General features: G+C 44.0%; 21 protein-coding genes and 1 pseudogene. 17 read left to right on the top strand and 5 right to left on the bottom strand.

Going from position 1 to position 20,481, the window contains the following annotated elements; translation table 11 throughout:
* Window positions 1-210 precede the first annotated feature (210 nt).
* Entirely contained in the window at window positions 211-1,158 is a 948-nt protein-coding gene (rluC, locus tag AACQ17_RS03420; protein WP_094147853.1) for a 23S rRNA pseudouridine(955/2504/2580) synthase RluC, read from the top strand.
* A gap of 106 nt (window positions 1,159-1,264) precedes the next feature.
* On the opposite strand, the pseudogene AACQ17_RS03415 reads toward rluC, so the two are convergent.
* Window positions 1,265-1,857: pseudogene (locus tag AACQ17_RS03415) on the bottom strand (Maf family protein).
* A gap of 146 nt (window positions 1,858-2,003) precedes the next feature.
* On the opposite strand from AACQ17_RS03415, the gene yceD reads away from it, so the two are divergent.
* The 14 genes from yceD to ptsG all read left to right on the top strand — a co-directional run bounded on the left by yceD (window position 2,004) and on the right by ptsG (window position 14,426).
* Entirely contained in the window at window positions 2,004-2,528 is a 525-nt protein-coding gene (gene yceD / locus AACQ17_RS03410) for a 23S rRNA accumulation protein YceD (RefSeq protein WP_010319120.1), read from the top strand.
* A 33-nt stretch (window positions 2,529-2,561) separates the two neighbouring features.
* Window positions 2,562-2,732 (top strand): 50S ribosomal protein L32, encoded by a 171-nt coding sequence (gene rpmF / locus AACQ17_RS03405; RefSeq protein WP_010319119.1) that lies wholly within the window; start codon window positions 2,562-2,564, stop codon window positions 2,730-2,732.
* Window positions 2,733-2,741: 9 nt separating this feature from the next.
* Window positions 2,742-3,767, top strand: a complete 1,026-nt coding sequence (gene plsX, locus AACQ17_RS03400) for a phosphate acyltransferase PlsX (protein ID WP_017042562.1) — start codon at window positions 2,742-2,744, stop codon at window positions 3,765-3,767.
* Between the two features lie 5 nt (window positions 3,768-3,772).
* Window positions 3,773-4,723, top strand: coding sequence for a beta-ketoacyl-ACP synthase III (locus tag AACQ17_RS03395; protein WP_010319117.1), 951 nt, complete (start codon window positions 3,773-3,775; stop codon window positions 4,721-4,723).
* A gap of 63 nt (window positions 4,724-4,786) precedes the next feature.
* Entirely contained in the window at window positions 4,787-5,710 is a 924-nt protein-coding gene (fabD, locus tag AACQ17_RS03390) for an ACP S-malonyltransferase (protein ID WP_094147849.1), read from the top strand.
* A gap of 19 nt (window positions 5,711-5,729) precedes the next feature.
* On the top strand, window positions 5,730-6,464 hold the full coding sequence (fabG, locus tag AACQ17_RS03385; protein WP_026027249.1) for a 3-oxoacyl-ACP reductase FabG: 735 nt from the start codon (window positions 5,730-5,732) through the stop codon (window positions 6,462-6,464).
* A 234-nt stretch (window positions 6,465-6,698) separates the two neighbouring features.
* A complete protein-coding gene (gene acpP / locus AACQ17_RS03380) occupies window positions 6,699-6,932 on the top strand; it encodes an acyl carrier protein (protein ID WP_014204679.1) in 234 nt (77 codons plus the stop codon).
* Between the two features lie 90 nt (window positions 6,933-7,022).
* Entirely contained in the window at window positions 7,023-8,267 is a 1,245-nt protein-coding gene (gene fabF, locus AACQ17_RS03375; protein WP_026028275.1) for a beta-ketoacyl-ACP synthase II, read from the top strand.
* A 77-nt stretch (window positions 8,268-8,344) separates the two neighbouring features.
* Window positions 8,345-9,142, top strand: coding sequence for an aminodeoxychorismate lyase (pabC, locus tag AACQ17_RS03370; RefSeq protein WP_094123822.1), 798 nt, complete (start codon window positions 8,345-8,347; stop codon window positions 9,140-9,142).
* Window positions 9,139-10,155: an endolytic transglycosylase MltG gene (gene mltG, locus AACQ17_RS03365; protein WP_094147850.1), complete on the top strand. Its 1,017-nt coding sequence runs from the start codon at window positions 9,139-9,141 to the stop codon at window positions 10,153-10,155. The genes pabC and mltG overlap by 4 nt, the downstream gene beginning before the upstream one ends.
* Entirely contained in the window at window positions 10,152-10,796 is a 645-nt protein-coding gene (gene tmk, locus AACQ17_RS03360; RefSeq protein WP_094147851.1) for a dTMP kinase, read from the top strand. The genes mltG and tmk overlap by 4 nt, the downstream gene beginning before the upstream one ends.
* A 9-nt stretch (window positions 10,797-10,805) precedes the next feature.
* Entirely contained in the window at window positions 10,806-11,792 is a 987-nt protein-coding gene (gene holB / locus AACQ17_RS03355) for a DNA polymerase III subunit delta' (protein ID WP_094147852.1), read from the top strand.
* A complete protein-coding gene (locus AACQ17_RS03350; protein ID WP_017045263.1) occupies window positions 11,783-12,568 on the top strand; it encodes a TatD family hydrolase in 786 nt (261 codons plus the stop codon). Before holB ends, AACQ17_RS03350 begins: the two co-directional genes overlap by 10 nt.
* 427 nt (window positions 12,569-12,995) lie before the next feature.
* On the top strand, window positions 12,996-14,426 hold the full coding sequence (gene ptsG / locus AACQ17_RS03345) for a PTS glucose transporter subunit IIBC (protein WP_013856413.1): 1,431 nt from the start codon (window positions 12,996-12,998) through the stop codon (window positions 14,424-14,426).
* 343 nt (window positions 14,427-14,769) lie between these two features.
* On the opposite strand, the gene AACQ17_RS03340 is transcribed toward ptsG, so the two are convergent.
* The 3 genes from AACQ17_RS03340 to AACQ17_RS03330 form a co-directional block, all read right to left on the bottom strand.
* Entirely contained in the window at window positions 14,770-14,865 is a 96-nt protein-coding gene (locus AACQ17_RS03340) for a MetS family NSS transporter small subunit (protein ID WP_010319106.1), read from the bottom strand.
* Entirely contained in the window at window positions 14,865-16,325 is a 1,461-nt protein-coding gene (locus AACQ17_RS03335; RefSeq protein WP_017045264.1) for a sodium-dependent transporter, read from the bottom strand. The genes AACQ17_RS03340 and AACQ17_RS03335 overlap by 1 nt, the downstream gene beginning before the upstream one ends.
* Before the next feature lie 477 nt (window positions 16,326-16,802).
* Window positions 16,803-17,483: an outer membrane beta-barrel protein gene (locus AACQ17_RS03330; protein ID WP_017045265.1), complete on the bottom strand. Its 681-nt coding sequence runs from the start codon at window positions 17,481-17,483 to the stop codon at window positions 16,803-16,805.
* Window positions 17,484-17,521: 38 nt separating this feature from the next.
* Here AACQ17_RS03330 and cydH point away from each other — a divergent pair, with 38 nt between their 5' ends.
* Both cydH and AACQ17_RS03320 read left to right on the top strand, forming a co-directional pair.
* Window positions 17,522-17,611 (top strand): cytochrome bd-I oxidase subunit CydH, encoded by a 90-nt coding sequence (cydH, locus tag AACQ17_RS03325; RefSeq protein ID WP_094123948.1) that lies wholly within the window; start codon window positions 17,522-17,524, stop codon window positions 17,609-17,611.
* Between the two features lie 18 nt (window positions 17,612-17,629).
* Window positions 17,630-18,829: a patatin-like phospholipase family protein gene (locus AACQ17_RS03320; RefSeq protein ID WP_094147712.1), complete on the top strand. Its 1,200-nt coding sequence runs from the start codon at window positions 17,630-17,632 to the stop codon at window positions 18,827-18,829.
* Window positions 18,830-18,847: 18 nt separating this feature from the next.
* On the opposite strand, the gene pyk is transcribed toward AACQ17_RS03320, so the two are convergent.
* Entirely contained in the window at window positions 18,848-20,296 is a 1,449-nt protein-coding gene (gene pyk, locus AACQ17_RS03315) for a pyruvate kinase (protein ID WP_017045267.1), read from the bottom strand.
* Between the last annotated feature and the right edge of the window lie 185 nt (window positions 20,297-20,481).

Raw genomic sequence — 20,481 nt, 5'->3', positions numbered from 1 at the left:
GTCTAAAAGTTAGATGGCTAATTTAATGTTTATCAAAGAGTTTTAGTTGTTAAAGTAAGAATTGTAATGGGTAATATTTAATTTTATCCACAGTCACATTTCAATTGGTGTAATTCTCGCCAATTTGCCATTAAACAGCAGATGAAAATATTCTTTTTTGGGGCGAAGAAAATGTGAATTTAAACAATTTACAGTGGTACAATGGCGCCCATGAGTGAAATTAGAACCCAAGTCCAGCTCATCAATATCGATGAAGATATGGCTGGTCAACGCATTGACAATTTTTTGCGTAACCAATTAAAAAACGTTCCCAAAAGTATGGTTTACCGAATCCTGCGCAAAGGAGAGGTTCGTGTAAATAAAAAACGCATCAAAGCAGAATATAAGTTATCGGCTGGTGATGTGGTGAGAATACCACCAGTGACTCTCGAACAGTCGGATCAAGAGAGCAACACACCCAATACCAAATTGAGTAAAGTCGCCGAGCTAGAACACTGCATTATTTTTGAGGATGAGCACTTACTTATTCTGAATAAACCTTCCGGTACGGCTGTTCATGGTGGGAGTGGTTTGAAATTTGGCGCAATTGAAGCGCTGCGGGCATTGCGCCCAGAAGCTCGCTTTTTGGAATTGGTGCACCGTATCGATCGCGATACGTCGGGCATTTTATTAGTGGCTAAAAAACGCTCCGCGCTGCGCCATCTCCAAGCCCAGTTTAGAGAAAAAACGATTCAAAAATATTACTTTGCTTTAGTTATGGGGCAATGGAAAAGCAGCTGTAAAGTCGTGAATGCGCCACTATTGAAAAATGAAGTGAACAGCATTGTGCGAGTCAATCCAAACGGTAAAGCATCGGAAACGCGCTTTAAGATCCTTGAACAGTTTGCACAAGCAACTTTGGTGCAAGCCAGTCCGATCACTGGCCGTACTCATCAGATCCGCGTTCATACTCAGTATACAGGGCACCCGATTGCGTGGGATGATCGTTATGGTGACCGCCGTTTTGACGCATATACCGCACAGTTTGGCATTGACCGATTATTCTTACACGCGGCCAATATTCGTTTTATTCACCCTTCGACAGAGGCGTTAATGGACATTAATGCACCACTCGATACTCAACTAGAGCAAGCATTAGTCAAATTGAGAAACGCTTAAGGCCAGCTTTCATTTGCTAACGAGTAGCAACATAGTAGAAACATAAAGTAATGGTCGAAGTCATGGTATAAAAGTGAGCGCAGATCAAGGCGCTCACTGTTAATCATTATCCTAAAACGGTAATGCCTTGAGACTCAAGCATTGAGACTAGCTTAATTAATGGTAACCCAACCAAACTATTAGGGTCATCACCTTCTAAACGTTCAAAAAGTGCAATGCCTAGGCCCTCACACATAAAGCTGCCTGCGCACTGTAGTGGCTGTTCTTTTGCCACGTAAGCCGTCACCATCTCGGTAGATAAAGAGCGAAAATGAACCGTGAAGGGTTCTATGGTGACCATGCATTGACCAGAGACTGAGTTGTAAACCGCAAGCCCAGTATAAAAAGTGATGGCTTTTCCACTTTGTCTGAGTAACTGCTTAATGGCTTGTTCTTGAGTATGAGGTTTGCCAATAATCTCACCGTCAATCACGCAAACTTGATCAGAACCGATGACTAAACTGGGTTGGTTTGGATAGCAAGATCTTGCTTTCGTTTCAGCTAAACGAGTCACCAGATCTTGTGCGGACTCACTAGATAACGGAGTTTCGTCGCAATTAGGCGAGTAGGCGAGCAGGTAACAAAAGGTAAATCCAGCTTTTTAAGTAATTGCTGCCGAAACGGCGAAGTAGATGCTAAAACTAGTTGGTAATTTTGCATTTTGATTTAGAATTGCTGCGAATTTTACCGCAGCATATATCAATCAGACATGCTGTACATAATTCTCTCAGTGGAAAGGGGAAAAAACGAACTTTTTTGCCTTTTTCTTTGACTAAAACCGATTTGGAAGATAATATTCGCGCCCTATGCAAAAGGTAAAAATACCGCGATCGATTGATCCGGCTAAAGCAGCTCAAAAACGACTTGATTGTGATGGTATCATCCAACTCAGTCTTTTTAAGCGTTTAGAAGAATCAGTCGCAGGCGTTAAACGCGACGCACAAGTCTCATTGTCATTTGGGCTTGATGAACAGCGACTAGTTGTTATCTCTGGTAAAGCTAACATCTCTGTCGATTTAGAGTGTCAACGCTGTAACAAGGTTTTCGCACATGAGTGCGAAGTCCAATTCAAGTATACTCCTTACTTGGGGAGTAAAACGGATGAAGACGCACCGGAAGAGTACGATTTGGTAGATCCGAATGAGTACGGTGAGATCGACCTTGTACAATTAGTTGAAGACGAGTTCATCATTAATTTGCCACAAGTAGCAATGCACGATAGAGCGGAATGTAGCGTTAATTCAGACAATTTAGTATTTGGTGAACTTCCAGAAGAACTAGCGGAAGAAAAGCCGAATCCATTTGATGTTTTAAAAAACTTAAAACGATAATTCGTTATAGGTTAAGACAAAGGAGTAGGGTCAATGGCCGTACAAAAGAGCAAAAAATCACGCGCACGTCGTGGCATGCGTCGTTCACATGATGCGCTAACTACATCTGCACTATCTGTAGATGCGACTTCAGGTGAAACTCACCTACGTCACAACATGACTGCTGACGGTTATTACCGTGGCAAAAAGGTTATCAGCAAGTAAGGTTGACCTTTGCAATATTTAACCGTTGCACTTGATGCAATGGGCGGGGATTTCGGTCCTCGCGTAACAGTGCCTGCCGCCGTGCAGGCACTGTCGCATTTCCCAGAGCTCAAAGTGATCCTCGTTGGTGATCAAGTGTTGATCACACATCAATTATCTCAATTAGGTTATGAACTTAATACTCGCTTGAGTATTTTGCACAGTGACCGCGTTATTTCTAACTCCGAAAAACCTTCTCTGGCCTTACGCAATAGTGCTGGAAGTTCAATGGGCATCGCAATTGACCTAGTTTCTGATAGCCGTGCTGATGCTTGTGTCAGTGGTGGTAATACAGGTGCGCTCATGGCGTTATCTCGTTTTCGTCTGAAATTGCTGCCCGGCATTGATCGTCCTGCATTAGTTTCAGCGTTGCCGACGGCTTCAGGTCAACGCACTTGGATGCTGGATTTGGGTGCGAACGTATCAAGTGATGCAGATTCTCTGTTTCAATTTGCTGTCATGGGGAGTGCGCTGGCCGAACAGCATTTAGGTCGTTCTGCAAAAGTTGCCATCCTTAATATTGGTGCGGAAGAGATTAAAGGGAATGATTTAGTGAAGCGTTGCGCTGAAATGCTGAATCAAACTCAGGCCGTCAACTATATCGGCTATATCGAAGGTAATCAGTTGTTGGATGATGTCGCTGATGTGATTGTTTGCGATGGTTTCGTCGGTAATGTTTGCCTGAAAGCATGTGAAGGCACAGCACAACTCTTTATTGATAAGTTAAAAAGCCAACTTTTGGGCTCATCCATAAAGGGTTGGATTGCACGAAAACTGTTTTCTTCATTATTTACTGAACTAAAAACATTGAACCCCGACCAGTATAACGGCGCAAGTTTGTTAGGATTGCGCGGCATTGTCATAAAAAGTCATGGAAGTGCTGATGTACTCGCCGTCGTGAATGCGATTTCCGAAGCGGTACACGAGGTCAAACGACAAGTCCCCAGCCGTATAAGCGATCGTTTGGAAGCGGTTTTACTCGAGAGGCATTATTAGTCTTCATGTATAGCAAAATTTTAGGTACTGGCAGCTACTTGCCATCTCAGGTGCGTACCAACGCAGATTTAGAGAAAATGGTAGAGACAAGCGATGAGTGGATTATTGCCCGTACGGGTATTCGTGAGCGCCGTATTTGCGCGGAGAATGAAACCGTTGCGGATATGGCTTTCTATGCAGCGCAAAATGCCATTCAAATGGCCGGCATTGATAAAAACGATATTGATCTGATTATTGTTGCCACAACCAGCAGTAGCCATGCATTTCCTTCGGCGGCATGTCAGGTGCAAGGTAAGCTTGGCATCAAAGGATGTCCCGCTTTTGATTTAGCGGCGGCTTGTTCAGGTTTTGTCTATGGATTATCGATTGCAGATCAACACATCAAATCGGGTATGTGTAAAAACATTCTTGTCATTGGTGCTGATGCCTTGTCTAAAACCTGCGATCCAACAGACCGCTCGACAATCATTTTATTTGGTGATGGCGCAGGCGCCGTCATTATTGGTGCAAGTGAAGAGCCAGGAATTTTGTCGACTCATATCTATTCTGATGGTGAGTTTGGCGAGCTCTTGAGTTTACCTGTTCCAGAGCGTGGTGGTGATGCTGATAAATGGCTTTATATGGCGGGTAATGAAGTCTTTAAAGTGGCAGTGACGCAACTCTCTAAGCTTGTTAAAGATACGCTTGCTGCCAATAACATGCACAAATCAGAATTAGATTGGTTAGTGCCTCATCAAGCTAACTATCGCATTATTTCCGCGACCGCGAAAAAATTATCGATGTCACTTGACCAAGTCGTAATAACGCTTGATCGCCATGGTAATACGTCTGCTGCTACCGTCCCAACCGCGCTCGATGAAGCCGTACGAGATGGTCGAATTCAACGTGGTCAAACGTTATTGCTTGAAGCCTTCGGTGGTGGTTTTACTTGGGGCTCGGCACTCGTTAAGTTTTAAGCGGATAGATTTTTATTTTAAGGGGTTGGTTCAACCTCTTGTTTTTACTTAAGGAAACAAACAATGAGCAAGTTTGCTATCGTATTTCCAGGTCAAGGCTCGCAATCAGTTGGTATGCTTGCAGAACTTGGTCAGCAGTATGATGTCATTCAACAGACATTTGCCGAAGCTTCTGAAGTGCTGGGTTATGATTTATGGGCATTGGTACAAAATGGCCCAGTAGAAGATCTTAACCAAACCTCTCGTACTCAACCGGCATTACTCGCTTCTTCTGTTGCCCTTTGGCGGCTATGGCAAAACCTAGGTTTAGATCAGCCAGCCTTGCTTGCTGGCCATAGCTTGGGTGAGTATTCCGCACTGGTGTGTGCTGGTGTAGTTGACTTTAAGCAAGCCATCAAATTAGTAGAGCTGCGCGGTCAGTTAATGCAAGAAGCCGTTCCGGCAGGCGTAGGTGCGATGTCGGCTATTATCGGTCTTGATGATGAGCTGATAGCAAAAGCGTGTGAAGAAGCTGCTCAAGGTGAAGTGGTTTCACCAGTTAACTTTAACTCGCCAGGCCAAGTTGTCATCGCAGGCAATAAAGATGCAGTTGAACGTGCGGGTCAGTTATGTAAAGAGGCCGGAGCAAAGCGCGCGCTGCCATTGCCAGTTTCTGTTCCTTCTCACTGTGCTTTAATGAAGCCAGCAGCAGATAAGTTAGCGGTTGCATTACAATCGATTGAATTTCATGCACCACAAATTCCGGTTATCAACAATGTGGATGTAATAGCAGAAATTGATCCGGCCAAAATTAAAGATGCGTTAGTTCGTCAACTATACAGCCCTGTTCGTTGGACGGAATGTGTACAGTTGATGAGTGAGCAAGGCATAGAAAAGCTGCTTGAAGTTGGCCCTGGCAAAGTTTTGACAGGCCTGACTAAGCGCATTATTAAATCGCTTGAATCAGCAGCAGTGAATGACATTGCTTCACTTGATGCCGTTAAGTAATCAAAGGAAAGAATAGATGATGAACCTAGAAGGCAAAATTGCTCTCGTGACTGGCGCAAGCCGTGGTATTGGCCGAGCGATCGCTGAATTATTAGTTGAACGCGGTGCAACGGTGATCGGCACGGCTACTAGCGAAAGCGGTGCAGCGGCAATCAGTGAATATCTTGGTAATAATGGTAAAGGCTTAGCGCTGAACGTGACGGATGTGGAATCTATCGCAGCGACGCTGAAAACCATCAATGACGAGTTTGGCGTGATCGATATTCTGGTGAATAATGCCGGGATTACTCGTGATAATCTATTAATGCGCATGAAAGATGATGAATGGTCAGATATTATTGATACCAATTTAACGTCTATCTTCCGCTTATCGAAAGCGGTGCTACGTGGCATGATGAAAAAGCGCAATGGTCGCATCATCAATGTGGGCTCTGTGGTCGGTACTATGGGTAACGCTGGTCAAACCAACTACGCAGCGGCAAAAGCGGGCGTAATTGGCTTTACTAAGTCTATGGCTCGTGAAGTTGCATCTCGTGGTGTGACGGTTAACACAGTTGCGCCAGGTTTTATCGAAACAGATATGACAAAAGCGCTGAATGATGACCAACGTACTGCTACACTAGCCCAAGTGCCAGCTGGCCGCTTAGGCGATCCACGCGAAATTGCGTCGGCAGTGGTATTTTTAGCTTCTCCAGAGGCTGCCTACATTACGGGTGAAACTTTGCACGTAAATGGCGGGATGTACATGGTATAAGTTGGTTTTTGAACGTTATTGATGAAATAAAGGCTTTGCTATTGTCAACAACGTGTAAAACTTGCTAACTATATGCGCAACATTTGTGCATGATTTAAGTCAAAAATGGTCTTAATTTCGGTTAAAATCGGTAAAATTGTGGTTTGACCAGCAATGACCCACTTGCAACTTTCCCTAGTTAGAATAAACTACGGAACCATCGCATTAGGCGAAATCTGTAAAGGAAAAGAAAACATGAGCAACATCGAAGAACGCGTAAAGAAAATCATTGTTGAACAGCTAGGTGTAGACGAAGCAGAAGTAAAGAATGAAGCTTCTTTCGTAGAAGATCTAGGTGCTGATTCTCTAGATACAGTTGAGCTAGTAATGGCTCTAGAAGAAGAATTCGATACTGAAATTCCAGATGAAGAAGCTGAGAAGATCACTACTGTTCAAGCTGCAATCGACTACGTAAACAGCGCTCAGTAATATCTCTCCCCAGGCGGCCCTCTGGCCGCCTGAGTTTTTCTAACTCTTCTATACCTCTCATAGAACTTTTCAACTCCGGAGAATATGATCGTGTCCAAGCGTCGTGTCGTTGTCACTGGCATGGGTATGTTGTCACCGGTAGGCAACACTGTAGAATCTTCTTGGAAAGCCCTGCTAGCTGGTCAAAGCGGTATCGTTAATATCGAACATTTTGATACCACCAATTTTTCAACTCGTTTTGCAGGTCTAGTCAAAGACTTTAACTGCGAAGAGTATATGTCTAAAAAAGATGCCCGTAAGATGGATCTCTTTATCCAGTACGGTATTGCGGCGGGTATCCAAGCACTTAATGATTCTGGTATCACAGTAACTCCAGAAAATGCCCCAAGAATCGGTGTTGCTATCGGCTCTGGTATTGGTGGTCTTGACTTGATTGAAACTGGCCATCATGCCTTGGTAGAAAAAGGCCCACGTAAAGTGAGCCCGTTCTTTGTACCCTCAACGATTGTCAACATGGTTTCAGGCAACTTGTCTATCATGCGTGGTCTTCGTGGTCCAAATATCGCTATTTCTACCGCATGCACAACAGGTTTACATAACATTGGCCATGCGGCACGTATGATTGCATACGGTGATGCCGATGCGATGGTGGCGGGTGGTGCAGAAAAAGCATCGACACCACTTGGCATGGCGGGTTTTGGCGCAGCAAAAGCATTGTCTACGCGTAATGATGAACCGCAAAAAGCGTCTCGTCCTTGGGACAAGGGCCGTGATGGCTTTGTTCTAGGCGATGGTGCGGGTGTTATGGTTCTTGAAGAATATGAACATGCTAAAGCACGCGGTGCGAAGATTTACGCTGAGTTAGTTGGCTTTGGTATGTCTGGTGATGCTTATCACATGACTTCACCAAGCGAAGACGGTTCAGGCGGTGCGTTAGCGATGGAAGCCGCGATGCGTGATGCGGGCGTAACAGGTACTCAAATCGGTTACGTCAACGCTCATGGTACTTCGACTCCAGCTGGTGATGTTGCGGAAATTAAAGGTGTTAAGCGCGCTTTAGGTGAAGAAGGTTCGAAACAAGTTCTTGTCTCTTCTACTAAATCGATGACTGGTCATTTGCTAGGCGCGGCTGGTTCTGTTGAAGCCATTATCACCGTTATGTCATTAGTTGACCAAATTGTTCCACCAACCATTAACCTTGATGATCCAGAAGAAGGTTTAGGCATTGATCTTGTTCCACACACTGCCCGCAAAGTGGAAGGTATGGAATATGCAATCTGTAACTCTTTTGGTTTTGGTGGTACGAACGGCTCGTTGATTTTCAAAAAAATCTAATGATTGTGGTTGTGACACTTGAGTTTGAACGGCTTGATGCTTAGCATTGAGCCGTTTCTTTTTGTGGGGTAAGCACGATGTTTTGGGTAAATGGACAACCTAGTGACACTCTATCTCTTACTGATCGCTCTTTTCAGTATGGGGATGGTTGCTTCACAACGATTCTCGTTTGCGCTGGTGAGCTTCAATATTGGGATATGCACGTTGAACGCATGGAATCTTGTTTGCGGTGTTTAGCTATTCCTGCCCCTGATTGGCGGCAAGTTGAGCATTGGCTCTCAACGATCGTTCCTAGTACCGCAAAATCCGGTGTGAAAATTCATATTAGCCGCGGACAAGGTGGTCGGGGTTATAGCCCTGCTAACGTTGGCGATTCTCAAGTCACTATCAGTACCTTTGAGTATCCAGCCCATTATGGTCAGTGGATAGCCGATGGTATCGAGCTTGGTGTATGCCAACAGCGGATGGGACTCTCGCCATTATTGGCGGGTCACAAACATAACAATCGACTAGAACAAGTTTTATTGAAGTCAGAGATGGATGCAAAAGGGTACGCTGACGGCATCGCGCTAGACATCAATGAGCATGTCATAGAAACTACGGTTGCAAATATTTTTTGGGTGTCAGGGGATAGGTTATGTACGCCAAGCTTAGACAATGCTGGCGTAGCTGGGGTTATTCGCCGTGTATTATTGGCGGCGGCTACCGATCTCAAGGTTGAGGTGAGAGCATTCTCATTAGAAGAGTTATTGTCGGCAGATGAAGTGTTTATTACTAACTCCTTATTAGGCGTTGCGCCTGTCACGGCAATTGCAAATACGATTTTCCCTATTGGTAAAATAACACGCTATTTTCAGGAGCGTTTTAACTCGTGATTAATCGAATCCTCGTTGTATTACTACTGATCATTATCGCCGTTGGAGCTGGATATTTCTACATTGAGCGACAGGTAGATGCTTATTTAGAACAGCCTCTATCGCTTCCTTCATCGCAAGTCGTGACCATAAAATCTGGTACAAGCCTTAATGGCGTATTAACGCTATTGAATGAGAAAAAATGGATAACGGATTTTTCGATGTACAAGTTAGTGCGACGTCTGCATCCTGAAATAACCAAAATTAAGGCGGGAACTTACCAAGTACAACCCGGAGATCGATTGATCGATCTCTTAAGTGACGTGATATCCGGTAAAGAGCATCAGTTTTCTATTACCTTTGTCGAAGGGAGCCGCTTTAATGAGTGGCGAGCTCTGCTTGCACAAACCGAAGGCGTGACAAACACGATAGCTGATTTGGCAGAAGCCGACATTGCCCAAAAATTAGGCATTGAGCAGCAAAAGCTTGAAGGATTGTTTCTAGCGGAGACTTATCATTTCCCTTTTGGAACGACCGATCTTGAGATCTTAAAAAGGGCCAATAGACGTCTTGAGAAAATACTCGATCAACATTGGGACAATCGCCAGCCAAATCTGCCAATTAAAACGCCTTATGAAGCGTTGATTTTGGCGTCAATTATTGAAAAGGAAACGGCTATTGCTTCAGAGCGAGGGCGCATTGCCTCCGTTTTTGTCAATCGACTCAATAAACGGATGCGGCTACAGACTGATCCTACGGTCATTTACGGGCTTGGCGATGCCTACGATGGCAATCTTCGTAAAAAAGACTTAAGAACGCCGACGCCATTTAATACTTATACTATTTTTGGTTTACCTCCTACGCCTATTGCGATGGCGGGGGAAGCCTCAATCAAAGCGGCATTAAACCCAGAGCAGAGCAATTATTTGTATTTTGTTGCCAGTGGCTCTGGTGGACACGTTTTTTCTAAAACATTGAATGAACATAATCGCGCTGTTCGCGCTTATTTAAAACAGTTAAGAACCCAGTCATGAATGCTAAATTTATTGTTGTAGAAGGTTTAGAAGGCGCAGGAAAAAGCACTGCTATTCAATCCATTAGAGAAACACTTATTGAGTTCGGCGTGACAAATATCACTCATACTCGTGAGCCGGGCGGGACTGTTTTAGCAGAAAAAATGCGCGCTTTAGTCAAAGAAGAGCATGACGGTGAAGTGCTTCAGGATATGACTGAGCTGCTATTAATGTACGCCGCTCGTGTTCAATTGGTTGAAAATGTGATTAAGCCTGCACTTGCGGCTGGTTCGTGGGTGGTAGGTGATCGCCATGATATGTCCTCTCAAGCCTACCAAGGTGGTGGGAGGCAAATTCCGCTAGAAACGATGCAAAACCTTAAAAAGGTAACGCTAGGTGATTTTAAGCCAGATTTTACTCTCTATTTGGACCTAGATCCGAGCATCGGTTTAGAAAGAGCCAGAGGTCGCGGTGAGCTTGATCGTATCGAAAAAATGGATATTGGTTTTTTTGAGCGCACGCGTGAACGTTACCTTGCCCTAGCTAAGGAAGATAAAAGCGTGGCTGTGATTAATGCTGAACAAACAATAGAAGCGGTGGCATTCTCTATCAAAGCAGCGTTAAACCAGTTTCTAGAAACCAATATGCTAGAGAGAAACTAGAGCTAAACATTGAGTAACAAATTAATGATAAATGATCTGTATCCTTGGTTAGCAGGCTATTGGCTTCAGTGGCAAACCAGCCTCAATAACCAGCAGTTCCCTGCGGCGAGCTTACTCGTTTCTCCCTCAGGGCTGGGCGCTGAACGGCTCATTGAGAAGTTGAGTGCAGCAGTGATGTGTTCGCATAGCCATTCAGAAGCGTGTGGGTTTTGTCATAGCTGCGAATTGATGGAGTCTGGTAGTCACCCTGATTTTCATCTGATCTCGCCTGAAAAAGAGGGGAAGGCGATTACCGTTGATCAAATTAGGCAATGCAATAAGTTGGCTCAAGAATCGGCGCAGCTTTCTGGTGCTCGCTTTATCGTTATTAATCCCGCCGATTCCATGAATGAATCAGCAGCGAATGCACTGCTCAAAACGTTGGAAGCTCCGGGGCGCAATTGTTTTTTCTTACTTGTCGCCTCTCGTATCAACCCATTACTCCCAACCATTATCAGTCGCTGTCAAAAAACGGTGCTGACACCACCGAGCAGTGAACAAGTCTCGCATTGGTTAAGTGAACAGACATCGCAACCTGTCCCTCCTTATGCGGCGCATTTAAATGGTTATTCACCACTAAATACGTTGGCGTTTGTTCAATCGGGAGAGTTAGCAAAATATCAGGCTTTTGAGCAAAATATTGCTCATTGCTTAACCGATGCCAGTGCCGATATTTCCGCTTGTGTGAAGCAGATTAATGAGGCGCCTACCCAATATTTGGCTTGGTTGTGGACCATGTTGACCGATACGCAAAAGGTACAATTTGGCGTGGTTGAACAGCAGCAGCTTCCTATTAGCCTTCGATTAGCAAAACAGATCAGCTACCCAGTACTTTATCGCCAAACCAAGGCATTAACTCGTTTAATGGAAGAACTAAAGACGTTTAGTGGGCTCAATAGTGAGCTACTGATCAGCGATTGGCTATTTAACTTTAATGATGAGAAAACATGTTTGTAGATTCGCACTGCCACTTAGATAAACTTGATTACGATACGCTCCATATCGATGTTGCTGATGTAGTAGAAAAAGCTCGTCAAGCCAATGTTAAGCAATTGCTTTCTGTTGGCGTAACGCTGGATTCTTTTGAACCAATGTTAGAGCTTATTCAGCCCTTTGATAATGTTCATGCTTCTTGTGGTGTTCATCCACTTGACGTTGAAAGTCATTTTGAATTGACCCGCTTCCATCAATACGCGAGTCATCCCAAAGTGGTGGCGATTGGCGAAACGGGGCTAGATTATCACTATCAGCCGGAAACGGCTGAGTTACAGAAGTTACGGTTTTCACAGCACATTGAAACCGCTGTTGCCCTTAACAAACCTTTGATCATTCATACACGGAATGCCCGGGCTGATACTCTTGAAATGCTCCGTGATGGTGGGGCAGAAAGGTGCGGTGGTGTTATCCATTGTTTTACTGAAGATCTTGCCTTTGCACAAGCCGCTATGGAGCTTGGCTTTTATATTTCTATCTCAGGAATTGTCACGTTTAGACAAGCGACAGAATTGAAAGAAGTTGTGAAGGCGCTGCCCTTGGAACGCTTGCTGATTGAAACTGATTCCCCTTATCTTGCGCCGGTTCCACACCGTGGTCAGCAAAATCAGCCAGCCTACGTTGTTGAGGTTGCTGCTTATATTGCACAGCTAAAAAATCTGTCATTAAAAGAAATTGAAGAAAAAACGACCGAAAATTACCAAAATCTTTTTTTGCGACGGAAAGTTGAATTGTCGTGAGAAATGCGTGTAAGACGGCGTTTTTTATCAAGTTAGCGTGATAATTAACAACTTATTACCTTGTTTACTTAATCTGTTGAAAAAATAAGCTTGAAAGTTAAAATTGTAATTTTGTTACTAAAAATAACAAGTGCGCTAATTTTATTCACTCTGTGAAATTAATGGTATTGTTAACAATGTCATGATAAAACATGTAGTTATATTAATTGATTGGCAGTGTTTACACCCTCCCGCATTGTGATCGGTCTATTGTTTTGAAACAAAATTTCGTTACTAACTAGAAAGTTTGAGTGGCATCAAGATATATTTAGAGGCGAAAAATATAATGCGATATGTGGTTACATTTTCATTGGGTGCTAACATTTAGGCTACGGGGGTGTGCCGTTAGAACCCAAACAATTCTAATAACTTAATCAGGAGCATAAACATGTTTAAAAACCTTTTTGCAAACCTGCAGAAAGTTGGTAAGGCTCTGATGCTTCCAGTATCAGTTTTACCAGTTGCGGGTATTTTGCTTGGTGTGGGTGCAGCGAACTTTAGCTGGCTACCAGAAGTTGTTTCACATTTAATGGAACAAGCTGGTGGTTCGGTTTTTGGTCAAATGGCACTACTCTTTGCAGTAGGTGTAGCATTAGGCTTCACGAATAACGATGGTGTTTCAGGCCTGTCAGCAATTGTTGGCTATGGCATCATGGTTGCGACGCTAAAAGTAATGGCAGTCGTAATGGGTGTTGATAACATCGAGACGGGCGTTCTTGGTGGTATCCTTGCAGGTGGTGTTGCTGCTTGGGCATTCAATCGTTTTTACAAAATTCAACTTCCTGAATATCTTGGCTTCTTCGCGGGTAAACGTGCAGTACCAATCATTACGGGTTTCCTTGCGATTGCTCTAGGTATTGTTTTATCTATCATTTGGCCTCCTGTAGGTTCAGCTATCGCAACATTCTCTGATTGGGCTGCTAACCAAAACCCAGTAACCGCATTTGGTATCTACGGTGTTGTTGAGCGTTCATTGATTCCATTTGGTCTTCACCACATCTGGAACGTGCCTTTCTTCTATGAAGCAGGTACATGTACCAACAATGCAGGTACTACCGTTCACGGTATCATGACTTGTTTCTTGACTGCTGATGATGCGTCTCGCGCTGCAGGTAACGGTTTCGGTCAACTAGCGGGTGGCTACCTATTCAAAATGTTCGGTCTTCCAGCTGCAGCAATTGCAATTGCACACAGTGCTAAACCAGAAAACCGTGCCAAAGTAATGGGTATCATGGCGTCAGCTGCATTGACTTCATTCCTAACGGGTATTACAGAACCTATTGAGTTCTCGTTCCTATTCATCGCTCCAGTACTTTATGTTGTTCATGCTTTGCTAGCTGGTCTTGCTTATGTATTGACTAACGCTCTAGGTGTTGTTCACGGTCACACGTTCTCGAACGGTTTCATTGACTTTGTTGTTCAATCTCCTCGTGCTGAAAACATGTTGCTATTGGTTGGTCTAGGTATTGCTTATGCAGTTCTATACTATGTCGTGTTTACTTTCGTTATCCGTACGATGAACCTGAAAACTCCAGGTCGTGAAGATGAATCTGAAGAAGCTTCTTCTGCTACAGGCAGTGAGTTAGCTGGTGAACTTGTTGCAGCCTTTGGTGGTAAAGAAAACATCACTAACCTAGATGCATGTATTACTCGTCTACGTGTTTCTGTTGCTAAAACAGAAGCAGTAAACCAAGAGAAATTGAAACAGCTTGGTGCTGCGGGTGTTGTTGTTGTATCGGGTGGCGTTCAAGCTATCTTTGGTACTAAGTCTGACAACCTTAAAACTGAAATGGATGAGTGGATCCGTAACCACGGTTAATTCATATCTTTTCATTCCCCTATAAAAAAGGAGGCGAAAGCCTCCTTTTCTTTTGCCGCTAACTCGTTCATCAGCCATCCCCTATTTTTATAAGTTGATCATTGCCATCTCATTTATTATTGCGGCGATAAGACGGATCTCACACTTGGCTTGTTGACTTAATTCTCTTTTATCTCAAACGATAATCAAGTAAGGGCTATTTCGCTCTATTCCTTTATTCACATGTTTAATTTTGCTGTGGTTTGGGTGGCATGAATAGGTTTGGCTTCAAGAGGCAGGTGTAGCGGTTGTCGACAGGCATAAAAAAAGCCGATGATGACATCGGCTTTTAGAATCAACAGGATTATTGTTTGTTCATGGCTTTTTTAATGCAGATGGCGGCGCCACCCCACGTAATGCCCAAACCAATAATCATCATAATAATTGCACTTGTCGTCATTAGTTGCACTCCTTGCGGCTTGTTGCATTGATTGTTACGCCTATAGCGAATAGTAACCCGATCATGACCCATCCTAGGGTGAGGTCATAACCACCGTAACCCTCTGTGAATAGAGCGTTCAGTTTTGTGGCGACAATAATGGCCAAAATTACAGGTGAGATAAAGCGCAGACAAATATCAAACCACACGCCAATATTGAAATCGGAAATGCTGTTCACGTATTTGCGTACGTCAGAAATCTTAAATAGCCATGCCATGAGCGTAAGTTCCACTAGACAGCTCGCCATAATGCCCACGTTGTTTGCGAAGTGGTCGACAAGGTCGAGTAGCAACAGGCCACCGTTGGTCGCAAAGGCCATTGAAACCAAAAACCCTACGCTGATAACTACATTAGCGGCCTTTTTACGGCTCCATTTTAGCTTATCGATGACGGCTGAGGTGACGGCTTCAATGATTGATATGTGTGAGCTTAGGCCTGCAACAACAAGTGCAAAGAAGAAGATTGGCCCAAGAATATAGGGCGCTGGCAATAGGTTGATAGCCGCTGGTAACGTAACGAATGCAAGCCCAACGCCCGCAGACACGACTTCTGTCAACGGTTTGCCTTGTTCATGAGCCATGTAGCCAAGAACAGAGAAAATCATAATCCCCGCCAGAATTGAGAAACCACAGTTGATCAATACTGTCATGAAGGCGTTATTCGTTATGTCTGATTTCTCAGGAAGGTAGCTGGAATACGCCAGCATGATGGCAAAACCAATACTTAGGGTGAAGAAAATCTGTCCATAAGCAGCAGCCCAAACCTTCACATCCCAGATCTTGTCAAAGTCAGGCTCAAACATGTAGTTCACACCATCTAATGCACCTGGTAGGAAAATCATGCGGCCAATCAAAAGCAGTACCATGATAAACAGTATTGGCATCATGATTTTTGAAGCGCGTTCGATTCCAGATTTCACTCCACCGACGATAGCAGCATAAGTAATGGCCCATGCAATCAGCATTGCAATGGCGATTTTCCATTGAATACTACCGAGATTTGTCGGTGAATTATCGCCTAGTGCTAAATAGTTGCTAAAGAAGAAAGCATTAGTATCGGTTCCCCAACTTTGTGTAAACGACATACCAAAGTAGGAAATAGCCCAGCCAATAACGGCCACATAATACACAGCAATAATAGCGGCAACCCCTACTTGGAACCAACCTAACCATTCAAATTTTGCGTGAATTTTAGCCAGTGTGGCTGGTGCTGAACCGCGATGCTTTTGACCCATACTGAACTCTAGGATCATAAACGGTATACCCGCTGTGATCATGGCGAAAAGGTAAGGGATGAAGAATGCACCACCCCCATTCTCATAAGCCATATAAGGGAAACGCCATATGTTTCCAAGACCGATGGCCGAACCTACGGCAGCCAGAATGAACCCTGCACGGGATCCCCATTGTTCTCGCTTCATTGTTTACTCCTTTACGACTTCCCTGAGGTATGAAGCTTCTCTTCGGCTGCGGAGCCAGTGTTGGAGTGATGAATACTATCGGTACACTAAATAGACCGTGAATATTTGCGCCATCATCCATGAACTGGCAAAAAGTTAGTGTTATATGTTGTCAGCTTTCAGAGAACTCAGAATATTGTTCTTAATAGTTCGATGTGTGTTTGCTGTATCTGAAATAATCAGCTACGCATGGGTTCGAGACTACAGACTAATCTAAGTTAAGGCAATAGATTGTAAATGTTATTCTCTGGTTTTTTGATGGTGTATTAGTTGTTAATTAATTGGGATTTAGGTGGAATGAACGTCATTTTTTAATAAGAATGGAATTTATAACTTCGTTGTCTAAAAAATATAAATGATAAAACTATTTTTTGTCGAAGAGTGTATGACTGAAAAACATACACTCACTAGTGAATCACACCACAATTTTATCTTGGTTTAAAAACGAACTGTTAGGCCGATATTAGCCGAAAATTGATTGATCCAATCAGATTTAAAACGAATCGCGCACGTTTCTGAAGAGGGCAGTGTGCAGGTTGCTGAAGTTTCGTTGTCAACAGAGGTACCTAACCAACGCACTTGGCTATTCAGCGCAATGTTATCGGTAAAGGCATACTCAAAACCCCCAAACAAGCTTGAAGAAAAACCATATTTATCTTTAGCCCAGTCAACATCCGTATAAGAACCACCGATACCTAGGCCTATATAAGCGGTCAATTGTTGGCTTGTCGGATAATAAATGCTGCTTTGAAAGTGGAGATAATGGATGTTGGCATCCGCGTTAATGGTTTCAACAGAGGTGTTTTGAGTGGCATAAAACAGACCAATTCGGCCTTTTTCGTAATCAGTTTCTATAGCGAGGCCATAACCAGAGGAAGCTTTTAAATCGTATTCATTGCTGGCTTGATCCTCGACTTCGCCCCCAATGATATACCCAAAAAAGGGAGAGACGATGACTTGCGCTTGTGCATAGTGAGCAGATAAAGCTCCTATGATAAGAATGATTTTATTGTATTGATGCATAATTATTAACCTAAGCCACTTTTTAACGATTAGGTTATTGTGATGGTAACTCCATAATTGTGCACGAAAAACCAACGATTCTTGAAGATACTTCACACTGATGTTATTACTTTGTTATCTGATAGGAGGTGGCTATGGAACTTGATCTAAAATATGCATTAGTGATTACTGCAACGGTCTTTACTATTCTCGTCGGTTTTGGTTTGATCGCTATCAGCCATTAATCAACGAGGGTTCTGCTGATGAACACTAGTGGAACTATCTCTGATAAAGAGACGAGAGCGGATTTAGATCGGCTCTCGAAGTACATTGGAGGAAAAAATGCATTGGTTGCCCAAGGTGGTGGCCAAAGAGGTATTTTTACCGCAGGTGTGTTAGATGCGTTCCTTCTTTCCAATTTTGACCCCTTTGATGAATTTTATGGCACCTCTGCAGGTGCATTGAATTTGTGCGCTTACCTATGCCGTCAGCATGGGTTAGGCAAGGCTTTTATTTTAGAACTCACCACGGATGCTAATTTTTTTAATCTATTTAGCTACGTTCGGCGTAAGCAGTTCATGAACTTGGATTGGGCTTTAGATCGCATATCGGAATTTCCTTATCGGTTGGATGTCGATATGGGAGTCCAAGTCCTTGCGAAAAGAAAAGCTTATGCTGCTGTTACCTCAGCACACTCACTACACGACCATTATTTCCCGATATTAGAAAGTAACTGGCGAGAGGTGTTGATTGCCACCTGTGCGATTCCCCGCTTATATCCGCATGAAGTCAAGCTGGGTGATGACCTATATATTGATGGTGGAGTATCGGCATCAATTCCAGTTCAGGAGGCATGGCGTAGAGGTGCCCGTTTTGTCGCGGTAATCCGCACTGAATGCCCTGATGTCGACGCGGTAGAGAGTGGGTTACCGATGAAGCCGTTGCCTTCTGCTAAGCCTTACAACGAGGCTCATTGGCTACATGAACCTTTGCAAAATATTCAAGGTCAGTGGCGACAAAAATTGTCTTACTGGAAGCAAGAGTGGAGTGGTCTTCTCCATCAACAAATAGAACGTTCTAAGCTACAAAAACGTGAGCAAATGAATTTGGAGCTACTCAATGGTGGACGCTGGTTATTTGGCGCTGATGATATTTATCGCTTGAGTCATTTAATTGGTGACAAGTTTGATTCGGGGTTAGCGGATATGTTAATGGTGCATTACCAAACTTATTCTCTTACTCAAGAATTTTTGCGTGCGCCGCCGGATGATGCTTACATCCTACAGATTGTGCCCAGCGAACCATTGAGGTCAAGATCTCTCTTAAGCAGTCAAGAAGATCTGCTTTATGATTATGAGCTGGGACTGACGGCGGGTTATCGCTTTATCGACCAATTTAACCAAGCGCAGTCGGCATATCAGTCCCGTATTGCATCATCGGATTATTTTCCCCGCGACCATTAAGTTAACGGGGAGCACGGGTTATTCAAGGACCGGCAGGATACGCATGCAGTTGGTTGACCCTTCGACATCCATAATGTCACCTTGAGTGATGATCACTAAGTCACCGAACTCTAACAATTTTTTCTCCTTAAGCGTATTGAGAGCTGCAACGGCCACATCAAAACCAGTGTCTGCTTTGGTATCAAAATAGACGGGTGTGACTCCCCGATATAGAGCGCAGCGGTTTAAACTTCGTTCATTGGGTGACATAGCAAAGATAGGCAGTACAGAATTTAAGCGTGAGGTCATAAGCGCTGTTCTTCCTGATTCGGTCAGAGTCACCATGGCTTTGATTCCTTCCATGTGATTGGCCGCATAGATAGTGGACATCGCGATGGTCTCTTCAGCAGTCACAAACGAAGTATCGATTCGATAATTTTGTTGGCTAGCTTCGATCATTTTCTCCGCGCCGACACACACTTCGGCCATCGAACGAACCGTTTCTACTGGGTATTTCCCAGCAGCAGTTTCACCTGAAAGCATCACCGCATCGGTTCCGTCAAGCACCGCATTGGCAACATCCATTACCTCCGCGCGGGTTGGCATTGGGTTCTCTATCATTGACTCCATCATTTGTGTTGCGGTGATCACTACTCTATTGAGTGCCTTAGCGCGGCGGATCAGTTTTTTCTGCACACCAACCAGCTCAGGATCACCAATTTCTACCCCCAAGTCACCACGAGCGACCATGATCACATCGGAGGCCATAATGATGTCATCAATATTGTGATCACTGGCCACGGTTTCTGCCCGTTCCACTTTCGCCACGAGTTTGGCTTCAAGGCCTGCATCACGAGCGAGGCGGCGAGCGTATTTCATATCTTCGCCATTGCGAGGAAATGAAATGGCCAGATATTCAACCTGTATTTCGGCGGCGAGTAGTATGTCTCGTTTGTCTTTTTCGGTCAGCGCTTCCGCCGATAAACCGCCACCCTTTTTGTTGATGCCTTTGTTATTTGAAAGTGGACCACCGACGGTGACTATGGTGTGTATTTTAGCACCATCGACTGCTGTGACGAGTAGTTGTACTCGTCCGTCGTCCAATAGCAGCAAGTCATCCTGTTGCACATCTTGTGGTAGCTTTTTGTAGTCAATGCCAACCGAGTCTTGGTCACCTTGCCCTGGGGGGAGCTCTGCATCAAGAACAAATCGGTCACCTTCATTTAAGTAGACTTTTCCTTCTTTAAATGTGGAGACCCTAATTTTTGGTCCTTGTAAATCACCAAGTAAAGCGACATGGCGACCCAACTTAGCCGCGATAGCTCTTACTCGTTGCGCTCGCAGTTTATGGTCCTCGGAGCTACCATGTGAAAAATTCATGCGCACAACATTTGCGCCAGCTTTGATAATCGCCTCTAATATCTCGCCTTTGTCTGTTGATGGGCCTAAAGTAGTCACGATTTTTGTTCTTCTTAACACAGCGGTCATTGTGTTCTCCTGATGGGGCGGGAATCTAGATTGAGTATATGCAAGATCTGGCGAAAGAAAGGGGATAAGAGTGAAATTTATCGACAGGTGTCAGATGATTTTTGTCACAAAAAAAGAGGAGTTTCATATTTTTTGAATGTAAACAAATGGCAGTTTATTGGCTAAATACACGAAGATCTAGGTAT

Origin of the sequence: Vibrio sp. V10_P2A27P122, assembly GCF_963874335.1 — a bacterium.
Classification (GTDB): domain Bacteria; phylum Pseudomonadota; class Gammaproteobacteria; order Enterobacterales; family Vibrionaceae; genus Vibrio; species Vibrio anguillarum.
The sequence above is the reverse complement of the archived record's forward strand: the minus strand, read 5'-3'. Positions and strand labels throughout refer to the sequence as shown.

Coding starts and splice junctions, on each gene's coding strand:
- rluC (WP_094147853.1), top strand. CDS start 211: ATGAGTGAAATTAGAACCCAAGTCCAGCTCATCAATATCGATGAAGAT.
- yceD (WP_010319120.1), top strand. CDS start 2,004: ATGCAAAAGGTAAAAATACCGCGATCGATTGATCCGGCTAAAGCAGCT.
- rpmF (WP_010319119.1), top strand. CDS start 2,562: ATGGCCGTACAAAAGAGCAAAAAATCACGCGCACGTCGTGGCATGCGT.
- AACQ17_RS03395 (WP_010319117.1), top strand. CDS start 3,773: ATGTATAGCAAAATTTTAGGTACTGGCAGCTACTTGCCATCTCAGGTG.
- fabD (WP_094147849.1), top strand. CDS start 4,787: ATGAGCAAGTTTGCTATCGTATTTCCAGGTCAAGGCTCGCAATCAGTT.
- fabG (WP_026027249.1), top strand. CDS start 5,730: ATGAACCTAGAAGGCAAAATTGCTCTCGTGACTGGCGCAAGCCGTGGT.
- acpP (WP_014204679.1), top strand. CDS start 6,699: ATGAGCAACATCGAAGAACGCGTAAAGAAAATCATTGTTGAACAGCTA.
- pabC (WP_094123822.1), top strand. CDS start 8,345: ATGTTTTGGGTAAATGGACAACCTAGTGACACTCTATCTCTTACTGAT.
- tmk (WP_094147851.1), top strand. CDS start 10,152: ATGAATGCTAAATTTATTGTTGTAGAAGGTTTAGAAGGCGCAGGAAAA.
- AACQ17_RS03350 (WP_017045263.1), top strand. CDS start 11,783: ATGTTTGTAGATTCGCACTGCCACTTAGATAAACTTGATTACGATACG.
- ptsG (WP_013856413.1), top strand. CDS start 12,996: ATGTTTAAAAACCTTTTTGCAAACCTGCAGAAAGTTGGTAAGGCTCTG.
- AACQ17_RS03340 (WP_010319106.1), bottom strand. CDS start 14,865: ATGACGACAAGTGCAATTATTATGATGATTATTGGTTTGGGCATTACG.
- AACQ17_RS03335 (WP_017045264.1), bottom strand. CDS start 16,325: ATGAAGCGAGAACAATGGGGATCCCGTGCAGGGTTCATTCTGGCTGCC.
- cydH (WP_094123948.1), top strand. CDS start 17,522: ATGGAACTTGATCTAAAATATGCATTAGTGATTACTGCAACGGTCTTT.
- AACQ17_RS03320 (WP_094147712.1), top strand. CDS start 17,630: ATGAACACTAGTGGAACTATCTCTGATAAAGAGACGAGAGCGGATTTA.
- pyk (WP_017045267.1), bottom strand. CDS start 20,296: ATGACCGCTGTGTTAAGAAGAACAAAAATCGTGACTACTTTAGGCCCA.